Origin of the sequence: Streptococcus mitis (genome assembly GCF_000722705.1) — a bacterium.
GTDB classification, from domain to species: domain Bacteria; phylum Bacillota; class Bacilli; order Lactobacillales; family Streptococcaceae; genus Streptococcus; species Streptococcus mitis_P.
Window position 1 is genome coordinate 300,393 of the sequence record NZ_JPFW01000008.1, and the last position, 19,021, is coordinate 319,413.

Sequence of the window (19,021 nt, forward strand, 5' to 3'; positions counted from 1 at the left end):
AGATTTATTGTCTCAACTTCTTTTTTCTATTCTTTTAAATAGCTAGGTCAAACTTCAACTGAGGCTTAACAGGGTCATAATCCACCAACTCAAAATCTTCTGCTTTGATATCAAAGAAATTAGTCCCATCAGGAACATTCAAAACCAAGCGTGGTTGGCAGTTTGACGGCTCACGACGAAGCAATTCCTGAGCTTGTTCAAATTGATTGTCATAGATATGGAGATTGTTGATAAAGTAGAAGAACTTCCCAAGCTTCCAGCCAAAATGTTTGGCAATCATCATCTGCAAAGCCACATACTGCATAGCATTGATGTGGTGGGCCACCAGCATATCGTTAGAACGCTGGGTCAAGGTCGCATCCAGATAGATTTCCCCATCTACACGGCGGACATCAAACATGCTCTGAAAGGCACATGGGAGCAGTCCATCTGTTTCTTCGAAAGCTTGGTAATCCCAAAGCGAAATAATATTGCGGCGGTTCCAAGGATTGGCTTCCAACTGCTTGAGAAGCTTATTGATGATATCGTGTTTCTTAACAACAGCACCATAGCGCTCACCGATGGTTCCCGTATCTCCCACTTCCCAGTCATTCCAATAGTGAACATTGTACTTGTCATTGAGAACTTCTAGGCTATTCGACTGATCTTGGTAAATCCAGAGCACTTCCTTGATAGCGGATTTGATTGCAATGGGACGTAAGGTTGTGATGGGGAATTCCCCCTTTGCCAAGTCATACTCGGCAAAGGCACCCGTTATGTACTTGGAGTTAGCAACGGTCCCATCCTTGTACTTGGGACGGGCCTGCTCTGAAAAGACACCGTCTTTGAGGATTCGTTTAATATTTTCTTTAAAAATTGTATCTGCTTTTGTCATTTACTCTCACCTCATTTATAGTCTTAACTAGTATAGCATAAAAAAGAAAGGAGGAACATTACTAACTTTAGGTTAGCATTTTCCCTCTTTTATTATTTTATTGCAATACAAGTGATGCTGCTCCAATAACTCCAGCGTCATTTCCTAGAGTTGCAAGAGCTAATTTAGTGGATGTGCGTACTTGTGGGAAGCTATTTTCGTCGTAGACTTTTTGAACACCTTGTAGAAGGAATTCCCCTGCAGCTGATACACCACCACCGATAACAATTGTTGATGGGTTGAGAATTGAACCGATGTTGGCACAAGCGATTCCCAAGTAACGTGAGAAGTTACGGTAAACGATCAAGGCAAGGTCGTCTCCTTCTTTTGCAAGATCAAAGACAGTCTTAGCAGTTACTTCTTCTCCGTTATCAATCAAGCGTTTCAAGGCTGCATCGCCTTCGTATTCATCGGCATAGCGACGAGTCAAGTTGACAATCCCTGTTGCAGAAGCGACTGTCTCAAGGCAACCTTTCTTACCGCAAGTACATGCAATTGGCTGGTCAAAGTCAACAGTGATGTGGCCAAGCTCACCTGCTGCACCAGCCACACCGTGAAGCAATTTGCCTTCTGCGACAATACCGCCACCAACACCAGTACCAAGTGTCATAAAGACAACATCTGGTTGGTTATCACCAGCACCCATCCAACGTTCACCAAGAGCTGCCACGTTGGCATCATTATCGATGAAGAATGGAATGCCCAAGGCTTTTTCAATTTTCTCTTTAATTGGTTGAAGGGTTTTCCAGTTCAAGTTGTAGGCACCGATAACAGTCCCTTTTTCACGGTCAACCACACCTGGTGATCCCATTCCAATACCTTGGAAGTCTGCTGCTGCCAATCCAAGCAAGTCCAAACGGTGTTGAATAGACTCAATCATATCATCAACGATATGACTTCCCTCATCCAAAATGTTGGTCTTGATAGACCATTTTTCTTGGATTTCTCCTGCTGTTGTTAAGATTGCAAATTTGATAGAAGTTCCACCAAGGTCAATCCCAATAATCTTTTGACTCATCATATTCTCCTTTTTCATTATGAATTAACTGAAAATGCTTACAGTACTAGTATAACAAATTCCACTCATTTATGCAAAGGTTTGCATTAACTTTCTGGATTTTATTCTGACTTATGGTTTCAAGAGACCTGAAGCATCTACATAGTAACGTCCACCATCAACTCGCTCATTCTTAGCCATTTTACCATCCGATTTCAAATAATAATTTCCTTGCCACGCATTACGAGCGTAAGAACCATCTGATTTCAAGTAATACCAAGCTTGGTAAGTAGCATCATAAACCCATTCACTCTGGGCCATTTTACCGTTTGATTTAAGGTAGTAAGCTCCTTGCCATGCATTCTTTGCATAAGATCCATCTGATTTCAAGTAATACCAAGCTTGGTAAGAATCATCATAAATCCATTCGCTCTGGGCCATTTGACCATCTTCTTTCAGGTAATAATTTCCCTGCCAAACGTTTTTCACTGGATTTCCATTTCCATCAAAGTAGTACCAAGCACCATCCTGCTTAACCCAGCCACTTGCTGTTGCTGAACTTGTATCAGTTTGAGTTGTAGTCTCTTGTTTTGCTTTGAAAGCACCTTTTGGGGCATTTTTCAATTCACAAGCTACACCATCATGATCACGGTCTAACTTGGCAGAATAACCAGGATCCCCCTCATGGATATCCGCGTATCCATTCGCCCAAGCTTCTTTACAACTAGAAAAATGAATATTTTCTTCTGCTAACACAGGTTGTGAAAACAAGGCTAAAACTGGCAAGCTAGCCAAACTCATTTTTAAAAATAGACGTTTGTTCATTTTTTCTCCCATAATTATGATATCGATTTCAATAGTATTTTATCAAACTTATTTCAGCAATTCAAGGAAACTTCTGGTTATTTCTGCAAACTCTTTTGGTTTTTCCTTATTCAAAACATGAGGACCGTCTGGGATAATCTGAAATTGGGATTCTGATATTAGTTTATGAATACTTCTCATAGAACTAAGATTCGGTTTATCTTTGCTACCACAAATTAGTAAGGTTGGATAAGGACAAGTTCTTGATATATTCGTTAAATCAAGTGTCTTCAATTCCTCAGAAACTCCGACCATAAAAGCTTTGTTTGCTCCCCGTTTTTCAAAAAAACTTTTTGGAAGTAGTTTAAAAATCATCAACTGGATTTTAAATAAGATATTTCCAGCTAATTTCAGAGGGCAACCTGACAAAACTAAACCTTGAAGATTTGGTAAATCATAACTGGAAAGTTCTAGTGCCAGGACCGCACCTAAAGACAATCCAACCAAAATAAAAGATTCTGTCTCTTGAGCTAGATGCTGATAAACTCGTTCCTTGGCTTGTTGATAGTTGCTAACTGTAGAAGGAAATAACTCGATAGCCTCAGAAGGATAATCTGTCAGTAGATTCCGAACTTCTTTCCAAGACTCTACTGACTGCCCTAACCCGTGTAAAAATACCAGTTTCATCTAGTTCCCCTCTAGGCTTAATTCATACAAGCCTCTCACTGCATTACAGCCGTAAATAGCTTCTGCTTGGGCTAAATCTGCTAAGGTCAAGACTTTCTCTTCTACCTGTCCTGTTTCCAGCAAATGCTGACGATAAATTCCTGGTAAGATACCAAGTAGGATAGGCGGTGTGTAGAGTTTGCCAGCGATTTTCAAGATCAAATTACCAATAGAAGTTTCAAGCAGTTCTCCTGACTTATTGTAGTAAATGATTTCTTGTTCCCCTAGGTTTAAATGCGGTCGGTGACTCGTTTTGAAGTAGGTAAAAGCTTGATTCAAATCCATTTCCTGCAGGCAAAGTTGAGCCTGACAGAAGGTCGGACTAAGGGGTGTTAAGGTTTGGCAACTGAATTCAATCTCTCCCGACTTGCTGAGAGAAATTCGCAAGCGGTAATCTTGATTAGCATCACAAGCCTGACACTCTTCCTCTATCTTTTGTCTTAAGTCTTCTGCATCAAAAGGAAAGGCAAAATAGCGACTAGCTTTTCTCAGTCTTTCTATATGTTGATTCTCAAACAGCAGTTGTTTTTGGCTGATTTTTCCAGTAGTAATCAGTTGGAAACGAGCTTGCTTCCGATAGAGAACAGCTGCCTTTTGATGAACTTCACGGTATTCAGATTCCCATGTGCTATCCCATGTAATGCCTCCGCCTACTCCATAGATAGCTTGCCCCTTGTAGAGTTGAATGGTCCGAATAGCAACATTAAAAATCCGTCGTCCATTTGGAAGCAAGAGACCAATCGTTCCGCAGTAGACTCCACGCGGTTGAGGCTCCAAGTCCTTAATGATTTCCATGGTCGCAATTTTGGGTGCTCCCGTTATGGAACCACAAGGGAATAGAGAACGAAAGATTTCAACAAGGTCAACATCCTCTCGCAATTGACTCTTGATGGTCGAAGTCATCTGCCACACAGTTGAATACTGTTCCACTTGGCACAGACACTCCACGTGCTCACTGCCCACTTCAGAAATACGATTCATATCATTGCGCAAGAGGTCCACGATCATCATATTTTCAGAGCGATTTTTGGGATCCTGTTCTAACCGACTAGCTTGGGCAAGGTCTTCTTGGTCAGTCACTCCTCGCTGAGTCGTTCCCTTCATTGGTCGCGTTGTCAACTCGCGGTCATTTTGCTCAAAAAAGAGCTCTGGGCTCATGGAAATCACTGCCATGTCATCATGTTCCACATAGGCATTGTAGCCTGCCTCCTGCTCTACCACCATACGATTGTAGATCGCAAAAGGATCAGCACTTAAGTCCTGCTTGAGTTGGACGGTATAGTTAACCTGATAGGTGTCCCCCTGCCGCAAATGATGATGAATCTGAGCAATGGCTTTTTCATAGTCATCTGCAGATGTTACTTCCTGCCAATTTGAAGGCAAATCAACCTCATCATAAGTCAAAGGAATAGGGAAGGTCTCTACCCTATCATGAACCGTAAAATATAGTAGGTACTCTCCCAGTAAGGGAGCCTTGTGAACTGCTAGTTTCACTTCAAAAGCAGGTGCAGCCTCGTAGCTGACATAGCCCACCACATAATAGCCTTGCTCCTGGTAGCTTTCCACTTGTGCCAGCAAATCTGCCACTTCTGCTAAATCTCTCGTTTTTAACTCTTTGATAGGCTTGGTAAAAGTGTATCTCTCACCCAAAGCCCTAAAATCAATCACTGTCTTTCTATGCATATTTTAAGTATAGCATAAAAAGGTAGATTCAGACAAAACTGATCTACCTTTTATTATTCTATTATTCCTATCTACTATTTAGTGAATAAATCACCAGCAAATCCATCTGATTTCTGTAAGAGTTGTTTGTAAACTTTTTCTTTAAGTGCAACTGTTTGGTTTGAATTACCAGCTTTCAGGTCATTTTCAATCGCTTTGTTGAACAACTCTTGAAGTCTTGCATAAGTTGAAATCTTCTCACCATTAATTTCAATTTCAACAAAACCTTTTTCACCTTTAGCTTTAACTTCCTTGAACCATTCTTTCTTCCACTCTTCTAGTGTGTGGAATTTACCACCAGACACTTTCTCAATGATAAAGTCATCACCAAGACCTGGTCTGCCAGCTGCTTTAGATTCTTGTTTATACTTGTTCGAAGCATATCCGACAAATCCATTGACATATCCGAAGTAACCCCACATACGGAATGTATTATGTTTGAACGAGATTGAACCAACAGCACTTTGACTTGTGTTACCACCGTAAATACCTGCCATCATATTTACTGTTTGATACGCAGTATCGAAACCTTCAGCACGATAACGTCCGTTCCCTGGCATACCGTGTTTTGTTACAAAGTTATTATCAACTAATTGGTCGATGCTTGTAATTTTCTCAGCTTTCTCAGCGTCGTTTAGGTCACGAAGTTTATCCCATTGGTGCGGTTCACCTTTTAGGCTATTGCGGTCAGCGTTTGAACGCCATTCTTTATCCATTTTCTTGAACCACTTGTCGTTCGTTCCATCATTCTTAGCGATTACTGCATCGGCTTCTAAGTGGTCAAGCATCATAAGAGCTTCATTATAGTTCTTCATATAATGGTCAATCTTCGCACGACTATCCAACATGTTAGGATTATAATTATACCATTGTTTTCCATCATTTTGACGTTCATATGCCATATTAAGACCTAACGCACCATATTCACCATTTGGGTTTGAAACTGACGGCGATTGCAACATACCTTGGGCAAATGCTTCTACGTCAGTACCTTCACGGTGACGCCATCCACCTAGATACGCCATACGGTCATTGATGTGTGTTGTTTCGTGAGTGAATGCAGATGTACCAAAATCACTAATCATACTTGAGATGATATAGTAAACAGCCTCTGAGTTTTGTGGATTAGAGAAGATATAAGCATACGCACCCATACCGTTATATCCGTGCCATTTACCTGTAGGTCCATAGAACTCACGAACTGGAGCATAATCACCATTCTTATTATGACCCATTCGGTCAGCCCATCCATGACCAGGAACCTCTTGGTTATCCCAGATAGCCGATGGAACCATATTTTCAGATTTCAACAACTGATTACGTACATTATCAGCAGCAAGTCTAGACCAGAAGTCTAAGTAATTGATTTGTTCTTGTGCACGTAAATCGATTTCTTTCTTGAACGCTTCACGTTCAGCTTCAGTTTTCTTACCATACTTCTCAAATGCACTAAATGCTAGTGTATTATACGTTGAAATCAAGAACATATGAGCTTTTTTCGTATTAAGAAGTGGTAGGATATAACGTCCATGCTCACCGTTATTTAAGTTTTCGTATAAGTGATATTTCTTATTAGCAAAATCAGGGTTAGATGATTGTTTCTCAACTACATAGTTAGTATGTGAAACAGCTTTCTTATACCAAACATTCATGTCAGTATCTTCTGTAAAGAGCTTCATGTTATATGTTAAGAAGTCATTTAAGTTACCTTTACCTGTTGCTCCCGCAATTACATCACGGTAAGCATCCTGAGTTCGATCACCTTTTAAGTTTTTCTCACTAGAACCAATTTGAATCAATCTATCGATAACGCTAACGTTCTTACCATAAAAATCAGGCTTGAACATCATAAGATCTTTAATGCTCATATCATTGTATTTAAATCCATAATAACGATTTAAATAAGTAAGAGCCATCATAATTTTAGCTTTGTTTTCATCGACTTTCTTGACAAGGGCTTTCATAGCTGCTTCGTCACCGTTTAATTGATGGTCTTCGTTTTCGACTAAAGCTTTAACTAATTTATCCAAATTAGCTTTCGTTTCTTCAAAGCTTTCTTCAAGGAATAGGTTTTTAATATAACCATCTTTACGAGCATCAGTGTTTTCTTCAGCTTTACCACGTTTGTCCATTAACGCACGCACTTCAGGTGAAATTAATTGAACACTATCTAATTTCGTTTTAATCTCACTGATTAGTTGAGTACGGTCTTTAACTACCATATTTGGTGTGTAAACTACATCACCTAAATCTGTAATACCGTATTCTTTTACTTGTTCTACGTTTGACGCAGCTTTAGCTGATACAGCTTTTTCTTCCTTAGTACCATCAGCATAATGAATCATAATATGATCAACATCTGACAAGTCTGTTACAAATTGTCCATCTTTCATACCTGTAACTGATAATACTTCAGTCGTTAATAACTTAGATCCTTCTGGAATCTTATTACCTTGATTGATAATCCACTCTTTATTGTAGAATGGTTGAAGTTTTTCAACATTACGATAAGCAAGTTCACGAGATGCATCGTGGTCTTGAGTAGCTTTGTAAGTATCTGATTTTGATTCCTTATGGTTTAACTTATCTACAAAATGTTCAGTTATTGTATATTCATGTGCAGTAATTCCCATTTTAGCAATTCTTGCATCAGCTTCTTCTTGGGAAACACCTTTCCAACGACTAGAACGAGAATAGGATTGTTTACCTTCACTTACACCATTAACGAATACATTATTATTTCTAACCCAGTTTGCACCAAAGTAATCATCATCCTCTGCATCACGAGAACCGTAAAGAATCTCACCACCATTCTTCACCTTCATCATAGTCACGTTGTTTTCAGCAAGTCCCCATGACCAGTTAGAATGAAGCAAACCACCTGTTTCAAGAGGTTCTTTCACATCTATCGTACCCTTGGCAACAGAGTTCTTCAAACGTCCCCATGCACTAACGTCTCTCGGATTATCACCGTGATTCAATTTAGCAACAAGTCCACCGACCTTAGCTTTATTCCCTTTAATATAGGCATCAATATAAGAGTTATCTGTGTTACTTCTCCAGCTTTCGCTGACAAGTCCGCCAGACCACCATCCTGCGTTCCCTACACTTGTAATATTACCGATAAAGGCTACATTACGCATATTGGATTCATCTAGTTTATTGACCATACCCGTAACGTCATTGTTACCTACAACATTACCTGTTACTTTAATGTTTTCAATCGTTGACTTCTTAAACATCTCACCAAGCGGTGCTGTCTTGTTCGCCCAAGGCATATTGATATCAACATTACCCAGATTAATGTCGTGAATATGAGCATTCTCAGCTTGTGCAAATAACGGACGAGCTAAATTGTGAATAGTGTAACGTTTATCACCCTCACTAGATAGCTTACCAGTGAATTTAGCTGTCACGTAAGATTTACTTGGTGTTGGTACATTCACAGCGTTTAAGTCCGCACCAAGTTTAAACTCACCATTTGGAGTTTTTTGCATATCTTCAATTAATTCTTTGAAATTGTAGTATACATTACCTTCTTTTGCTTTTTGTTTTTCAAAGTAATGTACATACTCTTCGCTTAGTGTATCATCGTCTCTACGTTGAACTAAGTCTGGAGCTTTGGCTACAACTTTGTACAATGTTTTTCCATCAACAACAACTTCTTCAACTGAACTTACTGCAAGTCTTGTCACTTTATTGTCATGAGTTGTTACACGTAAATACAATGGAGAAACGTCTGTCGGCTTTTCAGTTAATAAGCTCTTATCTGTTTCGTTTCCTTCAGCATCTACACTCATTAAACTTGTTTCTTTAATGTTTTTGATTTCAACTTTTTTAAGGTCTAACTGAATTTGTTTATCTTCTAACTTCTCAGTTTCTTCGCCTTCTCCACGATCATAAACCATTGTTGTGGATAGAGTGTAACCTTGATAATATTTCAATTTATCTAAAGTAGCGTTTAATTTATTTTCAGATACCGTTACTTCTTTGACAAGTTGTCCATCTTTATCTTTCAACGCTAATCTGATTGATTTGATTTCTACTCCTGCTGGTTTATTTAATGTATAACTAGCTGTGGCACTCTTCTTCAAGACATCTTTTTCAGTATTAGCCCATTGTAATGTTGGCTTTTCTAACCCTTTTGTGCCTTGCTTAATAATTTTATCTTGAGGTTCTTGGATAACTTTTTCTACTACTCTTGGAGCTTCACTTGTTTTTTCTCCACGAATCGTTTTATAGGTTTCAGTAATTTGTTTCTTACCGTCTACACCTTCTTGAGCAACTTTAGTTGTTCCACGTTTTAAAGTGTCATCATCTTCTGTTTTTGTAGCAAAAGGAATGACTTCTTCTCTTGTCTCAACTTTTGTTCCTTCAATAGGTTTCGTACCTTTTTTAACGACTTTAGAAACAGCGGGAGTTTTTACTTCTGTCGTTGTAGAAAGGACTTTATCTGTTTCAACACCTTCTACTGTTTCATAAGTTGTTTTCGTAACTTGAACTCCTTTAGAACCAGGATTTTCAACTACTTCATCTCCCACATATTTTGTGTCGTCAGGAACTACTTCTGTTGTGAAATCTAATTCACTTTCAGTAGACTTCTCAACTGTACCAGTTGTTACTTTATATTCTGGTAAGTCTAGCACTGGAGACTTCATTTCATGTTCTGGTTCTTGTGTTCCTTTAGTTGAAACTGGTTCTTTATATTCAGGAAGTTCTGGATGTACTAAAGCTTGGCCTTCCTTACCTTCTTCTTGAGTACCTTTCACTTCAACTGGAGCTTCTGGTAATTCGGGTTGCGTTAGGGCTTGGCCTTCTCTACCTTCTTCTTGGGTACCTTTAGACTCTACTGTAGCCTCTGGCAATTCGGATTGCGTTAAAGATTGACCTTCCTTACCTGCCTCTTGGGTTCCTTTAGCTACTTGGTGACTTGGTTCAGCTTGTGGTACTGGAGTTGGGGCAGGTTGCACCTCTTTCTTAGTTCCGACTGCAATGACTTGCGACACAGGATTTTGAACCACTTGATCTTCGATGACTTCTCTAACTTCTTGACCATTGACCACCGAAACTTTGATTACAAGGCGACGCTGACCCTTTACTCCAGTTATGACGATACGAGTTTGTCCTTCTGCTAGATTCGCATCTGGGCTTGTGACCGTTTCAAAAGGAATCTCCACCAAACTCCCTTCCTGTCTTGTCTGATGCTTCTCAGAAACTGGTTTTTCTTCAACAGCAGGAGCAACTGGAGTCTCCACTACAGGCTTTTTGATGACAGTTTCTGGAGTAACCGCAGCTCTTTCTTGAACGACTTCAGTTTTCTCATTTTCTTTTGAACTTTGCTTTTCTACTGGCAACTGAGGCGGTTCAGCTGAAGCTGGTCTTGATGGATGAAGCTCTGCTTCCTTAAAGTATCCGATGTACTCATAACCATCAATGTGAATAATCCCTTCAGCCAAGCCTTCATGTGTAGACGCTGAAATAGTTTGGTTATAAGAAAGCAATTCTTTATTTTCAAACGCAAATGTCCCATAAGGTACAAAGGTGCTAGCTCCTAAAGAACCAATCAAGAGAACACCTAGGACTTCTCTACGACCTTTTTTGGACACCAAAAAGACTGCTAGAGAGGCCGTTGCCAATCCAAGACCTGCTAGAGCTAGCTCCTTACTTCCTGTGTAAGGAAGTTGTTGACTGTTAGTTGCCTTCTTGCGATAAACTACATAAAGAATATCATCATCTTGAAATTCTGTTGGAACCTCATGGTGAATCAGGGCTTTTTCAGACTCGGTTAATTCCTGCTCCGCTAAATAACGGTAATGAACGCTATGAGTTCCGCCAACTTCATTGGCATGCACCTTATCTACTGAAAAGGTACCAGCACCAAAAAGGAAGGCCCCGATGGCTACAGGACCTACCCCAACAGTTAGCTTACGAATCGAATATTTGGTGATTTTTTCTAGTTGTTGTTTTGTTTTTCTCATTCTCACGACTTTCTAATAGAATCTTGCGGATAATGCGCACGCGCACCTCCAATTAATTTTGGGCGACTAGCCAACGCCGTTACATGGGCATGACCAATCTCTCTCAAAAGAGGGCGAATCGGAACCTGAACATGCTTGACATGCATGCCAATTGCAGTGTCTCCGATATCCAATCCAGCATGGGCCTTGATAAATTCAACCTCGACTGGATCTTGCATAAACTTGAAGGCTGCCAACTGACCCGAACCTCCTGCATGAAGGGTAGGAAGGACACTGACCATTTCCAGACCAAACTGCTCTGCAACCTGACGTTCAACAACGAGAGCCCGATTGACATGTTCACAGCCTTGAACAGCTAGATGAATTCCTTTTTCCTCTAGGATATCTAGGATGGTCTTCACAATGATCTCTCCAATTTCTTGGCTGGATTCCTTGCCAATCTGACCACCTATCACCTCACTAGAAGAGAGGCCCAAAACAAAGATAGATCCCTGCTTCAAATTGGCCTTTTCCAATACATCTTCTACAATCTGGCTTGTTTCTCTTTGAATGTCTTTTTCCTTCATACTTGATACCTCTTTTGTCATTATCTATCATATCGTTTTTTCTTGTTTTTAGCAAGATAGACAAACTAGAAAGCTTTCTCAATTACGCATAAAACTCCCAGAATTGACCGGGAGTTAGCTAGTTTCTATTCTATTTATGTATATTTCAACCGTCGTTCCTTTGTCGGGAGCAGAATCAATCTTCATCTGATAATCTTCTCCAAAATGAAGTTTAAGACGCTGGTCAACATTTTGCAGACCAACTCCCCCACGTTTGAGCTGACTTTGACTATTGTCTCCAGTAGATTGGAAGCCAACGCCATCATCCTCAATGCGGATGACTAGTCCTCTATCCTGTTTCTGGACAGAAACTTTAATATGTCCCTGCCCTTCCTTCTCCTTGATGCCATGGTAAAGAGCATTTTCTACCAGAGGTTGTAGCACCAGTTTAGGCAAGACTAAATTATCAAAGGCAGGATTTTCATCAATCTCGTATTCCAGCTTATCCCCATAGCGTTGTTTCTGGATAAAGAGATACTGGCGGACATGATTGATTTCGTCAGAAAGAGAAATCAAATCCTTTCCTTGATTGAGCGCTAAGCGGAAATAGGTTGCCAAGGACTTGGTCACCTGAACCACTCGCTGACTATCCTGAAATTCAGCCATCCAGATGATGGTGTCCAAGGTGTTATAGAGGAAATGGGGATTAATCTGGCTTGATAAAGCTTGAAGTTCATACTGACGGGTCGTTTCTTCTTGCCTGCGAATAGCTACCATCAGCTGATCAATCTGATCCAACATGGCATTGAACTGGCGAGTCACTTCTCTCAGTTCATAGGCACCAGCTTCCTTGGCACGAAGATTCTGAGTACCAGAAGCAATTTCCAGCATGGTTTCTCTCAAATTCTTCAAAGGAGCAATCCAACGCTTGAGACTGAACCACACCAAGCAGAGACAGGCAAGAAGAGATGTGACACTGGCCCCAAGCAAGGTCCACAAGAGCTGACTCCGAACCTGGTCTAACTTCTCCAACGAAGAAACTCCTATAACCGTCCAATCAGTTCCAGCAATCTGTTCCTGACTGACGTAGGATTTGTGGTCAGGAGTATAGCCCTGCCCTGTCTCAATATAGGGTTTCATAGCCTCCATTTCGCTAGACGAACTATAAACTGTGCGTTGAGGATGATAAACAAATTCATGGTTTTCATTGATGATAAAGGCAAAGCCCTGCTGCCCCAACTGGAGCTGGTTGAGATAGGCTTCCAGAGTTTCGTAGGAAATATCCAAACGAAGTACGCCAAGATTGGCTCCCTTTGCATCAACAAGTTCTTGAGTGACAGAAATGACCCACTGACTATCTGATTTACGAGCTGGTGTTAAAACTGGCTTAGCCCCCTGATGAATGGCCTTTTGGTACCAGTCCTCAGACATCATATCTGAGGAGGTTTTCATCTGCACACTGTCATCTGTAGAAATGACCTGACCTGATTTGGTGACCAATACAACAGCTTTCAAGTCCTTGTCTGCCTTCAAGATAGTCAAAAATAAATCTCGAATTTCCTTGACCTTGTCTTGACTGGGATTCTCAGCATAGGTTAGAACATCTGCCTGCTGGGTCAAACTAGTCGAGGTGGTTTCTAATTTTTTGATATAAGACTGAATAAAGTGGCTAGTTTGGCTAATTGTCGTTTGGCTATTGCCCTCAATGCTAGCCTCAATGGCCGAAGAACTAGATTGATAGTAGAAAGTCCCAACCAGAGCTAGGAGAATGAGAAAGACCAGAAAGATGGAAATAACCATTCTGACTAGGAGAGAAGAACGCTTCATCGACCTTCTCCCTTCTTAAACTGACGAGGTGTTACACCTGCAATCTGTTTAAAACGTTGGGTAAAGTAATTCATATCTTCAAAGCCAACCTTTTCAGCTATCTCATAAATCTTTAAATCTGTAGTCAAGAGTAAGAGTTTGGCTTGTTTGACACGCTCTCTTACCAGATAATCCTGAAAAGGCAGCCCCAACTCTTTCTTAATCAAGGAGCTCAGATAAGTCGGACTAAAGCCCAAGTCACTGGCTAAAGACTTTAAACTAAACTGACTGTCAGCCAGATGAGACTGGATTTTCTGAGCCATGTTTCCTTCAAACTTATCAGTTAATAAATCTTGTAACTGCTCTTCCTTTTCTTCCTTGTCCAGCTTTTGCTTGATTTTACCCAGCATTTCCTCAATATCCTGACGAGAAAAGGGCTTAAGCAAGTAGTCATCCACACCGAGTTTGACAGCAGACAAGGCATAATCAAAATCATCGTAGCCAGTCAAAAAGACCAAATGTACCTGAGGATAGGTTTCTCGGACCAGACTGGCCAACTGGATGCCATTTAGTTGAGGCATATTGATATCGGTTAAAATGATATCTGGCACCTGCTTTTGAATCAATTCCCAAGCCTGCCTTCCATTTTCAGCCTGACCAATGATTTCCATATCGTAGGCTGCTACATTGACCAGCTTGGTCAAACCTTGTCTTACCAGATATTCATCTTCTACGATTAAGATTGTATAGGTCATGCTTCTCTCCTTTGTCACTTACTAGTATCAGTATAGCAAAATTCTCCTCTAACTGCTTAGGAAAGTTCTCTTAATCAACATAATCTAGTAAATAAGCATATCCTTTTTCTTCCATTTGGTCTTTGGGAATAAAGCGGATAGAGAGACTATTAATACAGTAGCGCAAGCCACCCTTGTCCTGTGGTCCATCCGTAAAGACATGGCCAAGGTGAGAATCTCCAACTCGGCTCCGCACTTCCATGCGCGTCATATTGTAGGACTTATCTTCCTTGTAGGTGGCAACATCTGGGCTGATGGGCTGGGTGAAACTAGGCCAGCCGCAACCAGACTCAAACTTGTCCTTTGATGAAAAGAGGGGTTCGCCAGTTGCCACATCCACATAGATACCAGATTCAAATTTATCCCAGTAGCGGTTTGAAAAAGCTCGTTCTGTTTGATTTTTCTGGGTAACTGCATACTCCTCAGGCGACAAGGTCTTTTTCAATTCTTCATCGCTTGGTTTAGGATATTTGCTGGCATCGATGACGGGATAGGCAGCCTGATTGACATTGATATGGCAGTAGCCATTTGGATTTTTCTTGAGGTAGTCTTGGTGATAGTCCTCAGCTACCACAAAATTCTTCAAGGGCTCCTTTTCAACCGCCAAAGGTTGGTCGTATTTCTTAGCCACCTCATCAAAGACTTGGTTGATTACTTCCAAATCCTTGTCATCTGTGTAATAAACACCAGTACGATACTGGGTTCCCACATCATTTCCTTGTTTATTTTTACTGGTTGGATTGATAATGCGGAAGTAATGAAGCAGGATTTCCTTGAGGGAAATTTGCTTGGCATCATAGGTGACATGGACTGTCTCCGCATGTCCTGTTTGGTTAATCAATTCGTACTTGGTTGTCTCCCCTCTACCGTTCGCATATCCTGATACGGCATCTGTCACTCCAGGAACGCGTGAGAAATATTCCTCCACTCCCCAGAAACATCCCCCAGCTAGATAAATTTCATGCAAATCTGCGTCTTTACTAATTTCTGTTTTTTTCACTGTTTTTCCTCCTTGGCTAACTGCCGCTTTCTCAATTTGCGAGCTATCTGTCTGCCCTGCATTTCGCATCAATAGAAAATAGAAACCGCTTATGGCTAGGACAAAAATCCCTGCCAAGACAAACAATTTTACTTTATCATTCATGACCTTTCTCTACCCCATTTCTTTCAATGTTTTTAAAATCATATCCTTATCCATAAAACCTGGTTGCGTTTTGACCAGTTTGCCTTCCTTGTCTATAAAGGCTTGAGTTGGGTAAGAACGAACGCCATAACTTTCCAAAAGTTTGCCTGATGGATCAATTAGAACTGGGAAATTTTTATAATCCAAGCCCTTGTACCAGTTCTTAAAATCAGCTTCCGCTTGTTCACCCTTGTGACCAGGAGACACCACTGTCAAGACCACATAGTCGTCTCCAGCATCCTTAGCAATTTCATCCGTATCTGGAAGACTGGCTAGACAGATGGAACACCAAGACGCCCAGAATTTGAGATAGACTTTCTTGCCCTTGTAATCAGACAAGCGGTAGGTCTTACCATCTACTCCCATCAATTCAAAGTCAGCGACTGCCTGACCTTTAGTCACAGTTTGCGCACTGACTTGTTCTGTTTTTGTTTCCTCCTTCATAGTAGATTGGTCTGACATATTTTTAGCCGAACAGGCTGCCAAACAACAGATTGAGCCTACTCCAAGGAGACATGTTTGCCATTTTTTCATTTCTTCTTCCTCTCTATTCAAATAATGTAGTCAAAATGGAAGCATTTCCCAAAAGCACCAAGATTCCCATCACGATAATGAGGAAACCACCCACTTTTTTGAGGGTTCCGAGGTAGGGATGGAGTTTTCGGAAATGTTTCAAAACATAGCTGGAGGCGATAGCTAGAACCAAAAATGGTAGTGCCAATCCCAGCGTGTAAACCAACATGAGACCAGCTCCCTGCCAAGCACCTGAGCCACCTGAAGCCGCCAAGGCCAAAACAGAGCCAAGAACTGGACCCACACATGGCGTCCAAGCAAAACTAAAGGTCAAGCCCAGTAAAAATGCCTGACTATAGCCCTTACCCTTTTGCCCCTGTCTCTTTAATTGTAGCCTTTTTTCCTTGTAGAGTCCCTGCAAATGTAAGACTTCCATCTGGTGCAAGCCCAAGAGAATGATGACCGCACCCGTCACATACTGAAACCAAGAAGCATACAGCAAATTGCCTAAAAAACCAGCTCCATAGCCCAGTAAGATAAAAACAAAGGAAATCCCTATTATAAAGGCCAGAGTTCGCAATAGACTAACAACTGAGATTGAATATTTTCCACTAGAATCCTGAGCACCATCTTTGTCATCCAGTAATACCCCTGCATAGACTGGTAACAAGGGTAAAATACAAGGAGAAAAGAAGGAAAGAATTCCAGCAAGAAAAACACTGATAAAAAAGATTATATTATCCATTGCCTTCCTCCATTCTTTGATTTGATAGGACTATTATAACCCCAAAGTTCCAGAAAAAACAGGGACAATAATAGGGAAAAATAGGAATTTAATCAGGTTATACTTCAAAGAAATCAAAAAAGCATGAGTAAAAGGGTAAGCTATCTTAGGTTTTAGAGCCAACATCTAGTAAACTAAAAACAGATTCTTCCATCTATCACGGAAAAATCTGTCATTGATTTACTGATTTACAAAAAATTCCAATTACGGTTTACGAACCTTATCTTTGCTGGTTTCTCTGTATTTTTTAGTTCTTATTTGCGATGCTCTTTCAATAGTTCTTCAAACTCAGAGACAGTCATACCTAACTGCTGGCTGGCAACCTCAGAAGTCAGAAGACCTTGGTGGACCATATCTAGGAAGGCAAAAAATTTCCCTTCCTCCCTAGCAGTTTCCAAGGCATAGTCCTGCGCTAACAAGGCTTGTTCTTCTCGCATACGTAGTTGACTAAACATCTTCCTGTCCTCCTCGGACCAGCTCTTATAGTCTAGCAGTTGGTCCGCCTGACTGATGGCTCGCTCGGGTTCTTGGGTAAAGGGTTTGTTACCGAAAAACTCCAACCACGGCTTACGAACCTCGTCTTTGCTGGTTTCTCTGTATTTTTTTAATTCTAAGAATGCCATCTTAACCATTATTGGTAATGGTCTTACAACAAGGCCTCAAACTCAGCGACGGTCATGCCTAATTGCTCACTCGCAACCTCTGCTGTTAAAAGATGCTGTCGAACAAGATTTGCTAACATAGCAAAACCACCTTCCGCCCTCGCAGTTTCCAAAGCATAGTCCTGCGCTAACAAGGCTTGTTCTTCGCGTCTGCGTTGTTCACTAAACATTTTCCTGTCCTCCTCGGACCAGCTCTTGTAGTCCAGCAGTTGGTCTGCTTGGCTAATAGCTCGCTCGGGTTGCTGGGTAAAGGGTTTGTTACCGAAAAACTCCAACCACGGCTTACGAACCTCGTCTTTGCTGGTTTCTCTGTATTTTTTTAGTTCTAAGAACGCCATCTTGACTAGATGGTTTTCTTGTCCATTGTTTGTGATGGTTAAAACCTCACCTGTCGTGTCCTCGCGCATACTGAAGCTGTGAAAGGCTAGGTCATCTGAGAAATAATTACTATCTACAATAGCTATTGCGTAAACAGGTGCGATATGCTTGTAACTCTGGTGAGTATTGCCCTCTTGCTGGCGAATTTTTTCTAGGTTTTGATTGACCTGACTACACAAGTAAGCCCATAGGCGATTGATGAAAAAATTCTGATGATGTACCTGAATCTCAATGATAACTTGTGTCCCATTATCTAGTTCAGCTAAAACGTCTATGCTAGTATAGAAATCTTGGGCTGAATATGGTACGGAAGGCAAGACGTGAATGTTACTTCCCTCCAAAATAGTCACATTTTTTGCTGGTAAATCCAACATATCACGGATAAATTGACAAGTGATTTCTGGATTGCTAAAGATTTTCTTAGCAACCAAATCGTTAGTTGGGCTGATGCCCGGATGACGTACAGTCATATTTGCTCTCCTTTCATTATAGCACATTTTTTAATCTAATTTACTAGATTTGATGCTTCTATCTATTTATTCGGAAAAAGAAAGGATAAATGAAATAGTAAATAAAAAATAAGAACAGCGGATAAGCAATAAATGTTAAGCTTATCTATCCTTCTTACTTATCTGATAATAAATAAGGTCCGCAACGTAGTCTTTTCTCTCTACACCATTGGTAATAGTCTTTAGATAGGCCATCCCAGCCTTTTCCATGACACGGCCTGAAGCTGGGTTGAGACTGGCATATCGAGCTTTGACTTTTTGAAAACCTGCTTGAGTAAAACAAAAGTCCAATACAGCTTTAAAGGCCTCCGTCATCATACCTCGGCCCCAATAATTTTTTCCTAAAATATAGCCAATTTCACAAGAAGAATCGTTCTCATCTATTGCAATGATGCTGATATCTCCTATCACCTGCTCGGGGTTTTCTTTGAGGCAAATGGCCCATTTGTAATAGTTGGGATTAGCATAGGAGGAAATCCAATTACGAATCGAATTCCGAGTCACCTCAACATCAGGATGAGGATCCCAAGTAACGTAGGTTAGATTCTCAGCAGATGAAGCCCAATTTTGAAACATGGCTTCCGCATCACTCTCCACAAATCTTCTCAAAATCAAACGGTCTGTCTGTAACGTTTGCGTACCGATTGCTTTCATGACGCTACCTCGCTTTCTGATAGATGATTCTCTGCCCAACCTCAATTTAAATT

Annotated in this window: 14 protein-coding genes and 1 pseudogene; all 15 read right to left on the reverse strand. The window is 40.8% G+C overall.

Features of this window, described 5'->3' with window-relative positions; all coding sequences use genetic code 11:
- Window positions 1-34 precede the first annotated feature (34 nt).
- Window positions 35-874 (reverse strand): thymidylate synthase, encoded by an 840-nt coding sequence (locus SK642_RS06660; protein ID WP_033684050.1) that lies wholly within the window; start codon window positions 872-874, stop codon window positions 35-37.
- A 97-nt stretch (window positions 875-971) separates the two neighbouring features.
- On the reverse strand, window positions 972-1,931 hold the full coding sequence (locus SK642_RS06665) for an ROK family glucokinase (RefSeq protein WP_033684051.1): 960 nt from the start codon (window positions 1,929-1,931) through the stop codon (window positions 972-974).
- Window positions 1,932-2,042: 111 nt separating this feature from the next.
- Window positions 2,043-2,735, reverse strand: a complete 693-nt coding sequence (locus SK642_RS06670; RefSeq protein WP_080708956.1) for an excalibur calcium-binding domain-containing protein — start codon at window positions 2,733-2,735, stop codon at window positions 2,043-2,045.
- A 48-nt stretch (window positions 2,736-2,783) separates the two neighbouring features.
- On the reverse strand, window positions 2,784-3,401 hold the full coding sequence (locus SK642_RS06675) for an alpha/beta fold hydrolase (protein ID WP_033684052.1): 618 nt from the start codon (window positions 3,399-3,401) through the stop codon (window positions 2,784-2,786).
- Window positions 3,402-5,123: an aminodeoxychorismate synthase component I gene (pabB, locus tag SK642_RS06680; RefSeq protein WP_033684053.1), complete on the reverse strand. Its 1,722-nt coding sequence runs from the start codon at window positions 5,121-5,123 to the stop codon at window positions 3,402-3,404.
- Window positions 5,124-5,197: 74 nt separating this feature from the next.
- Window positions 5,198-11,140, reverse strand: a complete 5,943-nt coding sequence (locus SK642_RS06685) for a ZmpA/ZmpB/ZmpC family metallo-endopeptidase (RefSeq protein ID WP_033684054.1) — start codon at window positions 11,138-11,140, stop codon at window positions 5,198-5,200.
- A 2-nt stretch (window positions 11,141-11,142) separates the two neighbouring features.
- Entirely contained in the window at window positions 11,143-11,706 is a 564-nt protein-coding gene (locus SK642_RS06690; RefSeq protein WP_024057796.1) for a TIGR01440 family protein, read from the reverse strand.
- 114 nt (window positions 11,707-11,820) lie between these two features.
- Window positions 11,821-13,512: a cache domain-containing sensor histidine kinase gene (locus tag SK642_RS06695; RefSeq protein ID WP_033684055.1), complete on the reverse strand. Its 1,692-nt coding sequence runs from the start codon at window positions 13,510-13,512 to the stop codon at window positions 11,821-11,823.
- The gene (locus SK642_RS06700) at window positions 13,509-14,246 is read right to left on the reverse strand and encodes a response regulator transcription factor (RefSeq protein ID WP_004261873.1); all 738 of its coding nucleotides are present in this window, start codon (window positions 14,244-14,246) and stop codon (window positions 13,509-13,511) included. The genes SK642_RS06695 and SK642_RS06700 overlap by 4 nt, the downstream gene beginning before the upstream one ends.
- A gap of 70 nt (window positions 14,247-14,316) precedes the next feature.
- Complete coding sequence (msrB, locus tag SK642_RS06705; RefSeq protein WP_033684056.1) at window positions 14,317-15,429, reverse strand: peptide-methionine (R)-S-oxide reductase MsrB; 1,113 nt, start codon at window positions 15,427-15,429, stop codon at window positions 14,317-14,319.
- Window positions 15,430-15,438: 9 nt separating this feature from the next.
- The gene (locus SK642_RS06710) at window positions 15,439-16,002 is read right to left on the reverse strand and encodes a redoxin family protein (protein WP_033684057.1); all 564 of its coding nucleotides are present in this window, start codon (window positions 16,000-16,002) and stop codon (window positions 15,439-15,441) included.
- Between the two features lie 13 nt (window positions 16,003-16,015).
- Window positions 16,016-16,726, reverse strand: coding sequence for a thiol-disulfide oxidoreductase-associated membrane protein CcdA2 (gene ccdA2 / locus SK642_RS06715; protein ID WP_033684058.1), 711 nt, complete (start codon window positions 16,724-16,726; stop codon window positions 16,016-16,018).
- A 293-nt stretch (window positions 16,727-17,019) separates the two neighbouring features.
- Window positions 17,020-17,397 (reverse strand): annotated as a pseudogene (locus SK642_RS10950) (hypothetical protein); the annotation flags it as partial.
- 14 nt (window positions 17,398-17,411) lie between these two features.
- On the reverse strand, window positions 17,412-18,275 hold the full coding sequence (locus SK642_RS06725; protein WP_033684059.1) for an Rpn family recombination-promoting nuclease/putative transposase: 864 nt from the start codon (window positions 18,273-18,275) through the stop codon (window positions 17,412-17,414).
- A gap of 141 nt (window positions 18,276-18,416) precedes the next feature.
- Entirely contained in the window at window positions 18,417-18,968 is a 552-nt protein-coding gene (locus SK642_RS06730; protein ID WP_033684060.1) for a GNAT family N-acetyltransferase, read from the reverse strand.
- Window positions 18,969-19,021 lie beyond the last annotated feature (53 nt).

Coding starts and splice junctions, on each gene's coding strand:
- pabB (WP_033684053.1), bottom strand. CDS start 5,123: ATGCATAGAAAGACAGTGATTGATTTTAGGGCTTTGGGTGAGAGATAC.
- SK642_RS06675 (WP_033684052.1), bottom strand. CDS start 3,401: ATGAAACTGGTATTTTTACACGGGTTAGGGCAGTCAGTAGAGTCTTGG.
- ccdA2 (WP_033684058.1), bottom strand. CDS start 16,726: ATGGATAATATAATCTTTTTTATCAGTGTTTTTCTTGCTGGAATTCTT.
- SK642_RS06690 (WP_024057796.1), bottom strand. CDS start 11,706: ATGAAGGAAAAAGACATTCAAAGAGAAACAAGCCAGATTGTAGAAGAT.
- SK642_RS06700 (WP_004261873.1), bottom strand. CDS start 14,246: ATGACCTATACAATCTTAATCGTAGAAGATGAATATCTGGTAAGACAA.
- SK642_RS06660 (WP_033684050.1), bottom strand. CDS start 874: ATGACAAAAGCAGATACAATTTTTAAAGAAAATATTAAACGAATCCTC.
- SK642_RS06670 (WP_080708956.1), bottom strand. CDS start 2,735: ATGAACAAACGTCTATTTTTAAAAATGAGTTTGGCTAGCTTGCCAGTT.
- SK642_RS06725 (WP_033684059.1), bottom strand. CDS start 18,275: ATGACTGTACGTCATCCGGGCATCAGCCCAACTAACGATTTGGTTGCT.
- SK642_RS06730 (WP_033684060.1), bottom strand. CDS start 18,968: ATGAAAGCAATCGGTACGCAAACGTTACAGACAGACCGTTTGATTTTG.
- SK642_RS06665 (WP_033684051.1), bottom strand. CDS start 1,931: ATGAGTCAAAAGATTATTGGGATTGACCTTGGTGGAACTTCTATCAAA.
- SK642_RS06695 (WP_033684055.1), bottom strand. CDS start 13,512: ATGAAGCGTTCTTCTCTCCTAGTCAGAATGGTTATTTCCATCTTTCTG.
- msrB (WP_033684056.1), bottom strand. CDS start 15,429: ATGAATGATAAAGTAAAATTGTTTGTCTTGGCAGGGATTTTTGTCCTA.
- SK642_RS06685 (WP_033684054.1), bottom strand. CDS start 11,140: ATGAGAAAAACAAAACAACAACTAGAAAAAATCACCAAATATTCGATT.
- SK642_RS06710 (WP_033684057.1), bottom strand. CDS start 16,002: ATGAAAAAATGGCAAACATGTCTCCTTGGAGTAGGCTCAATCTGTTGT.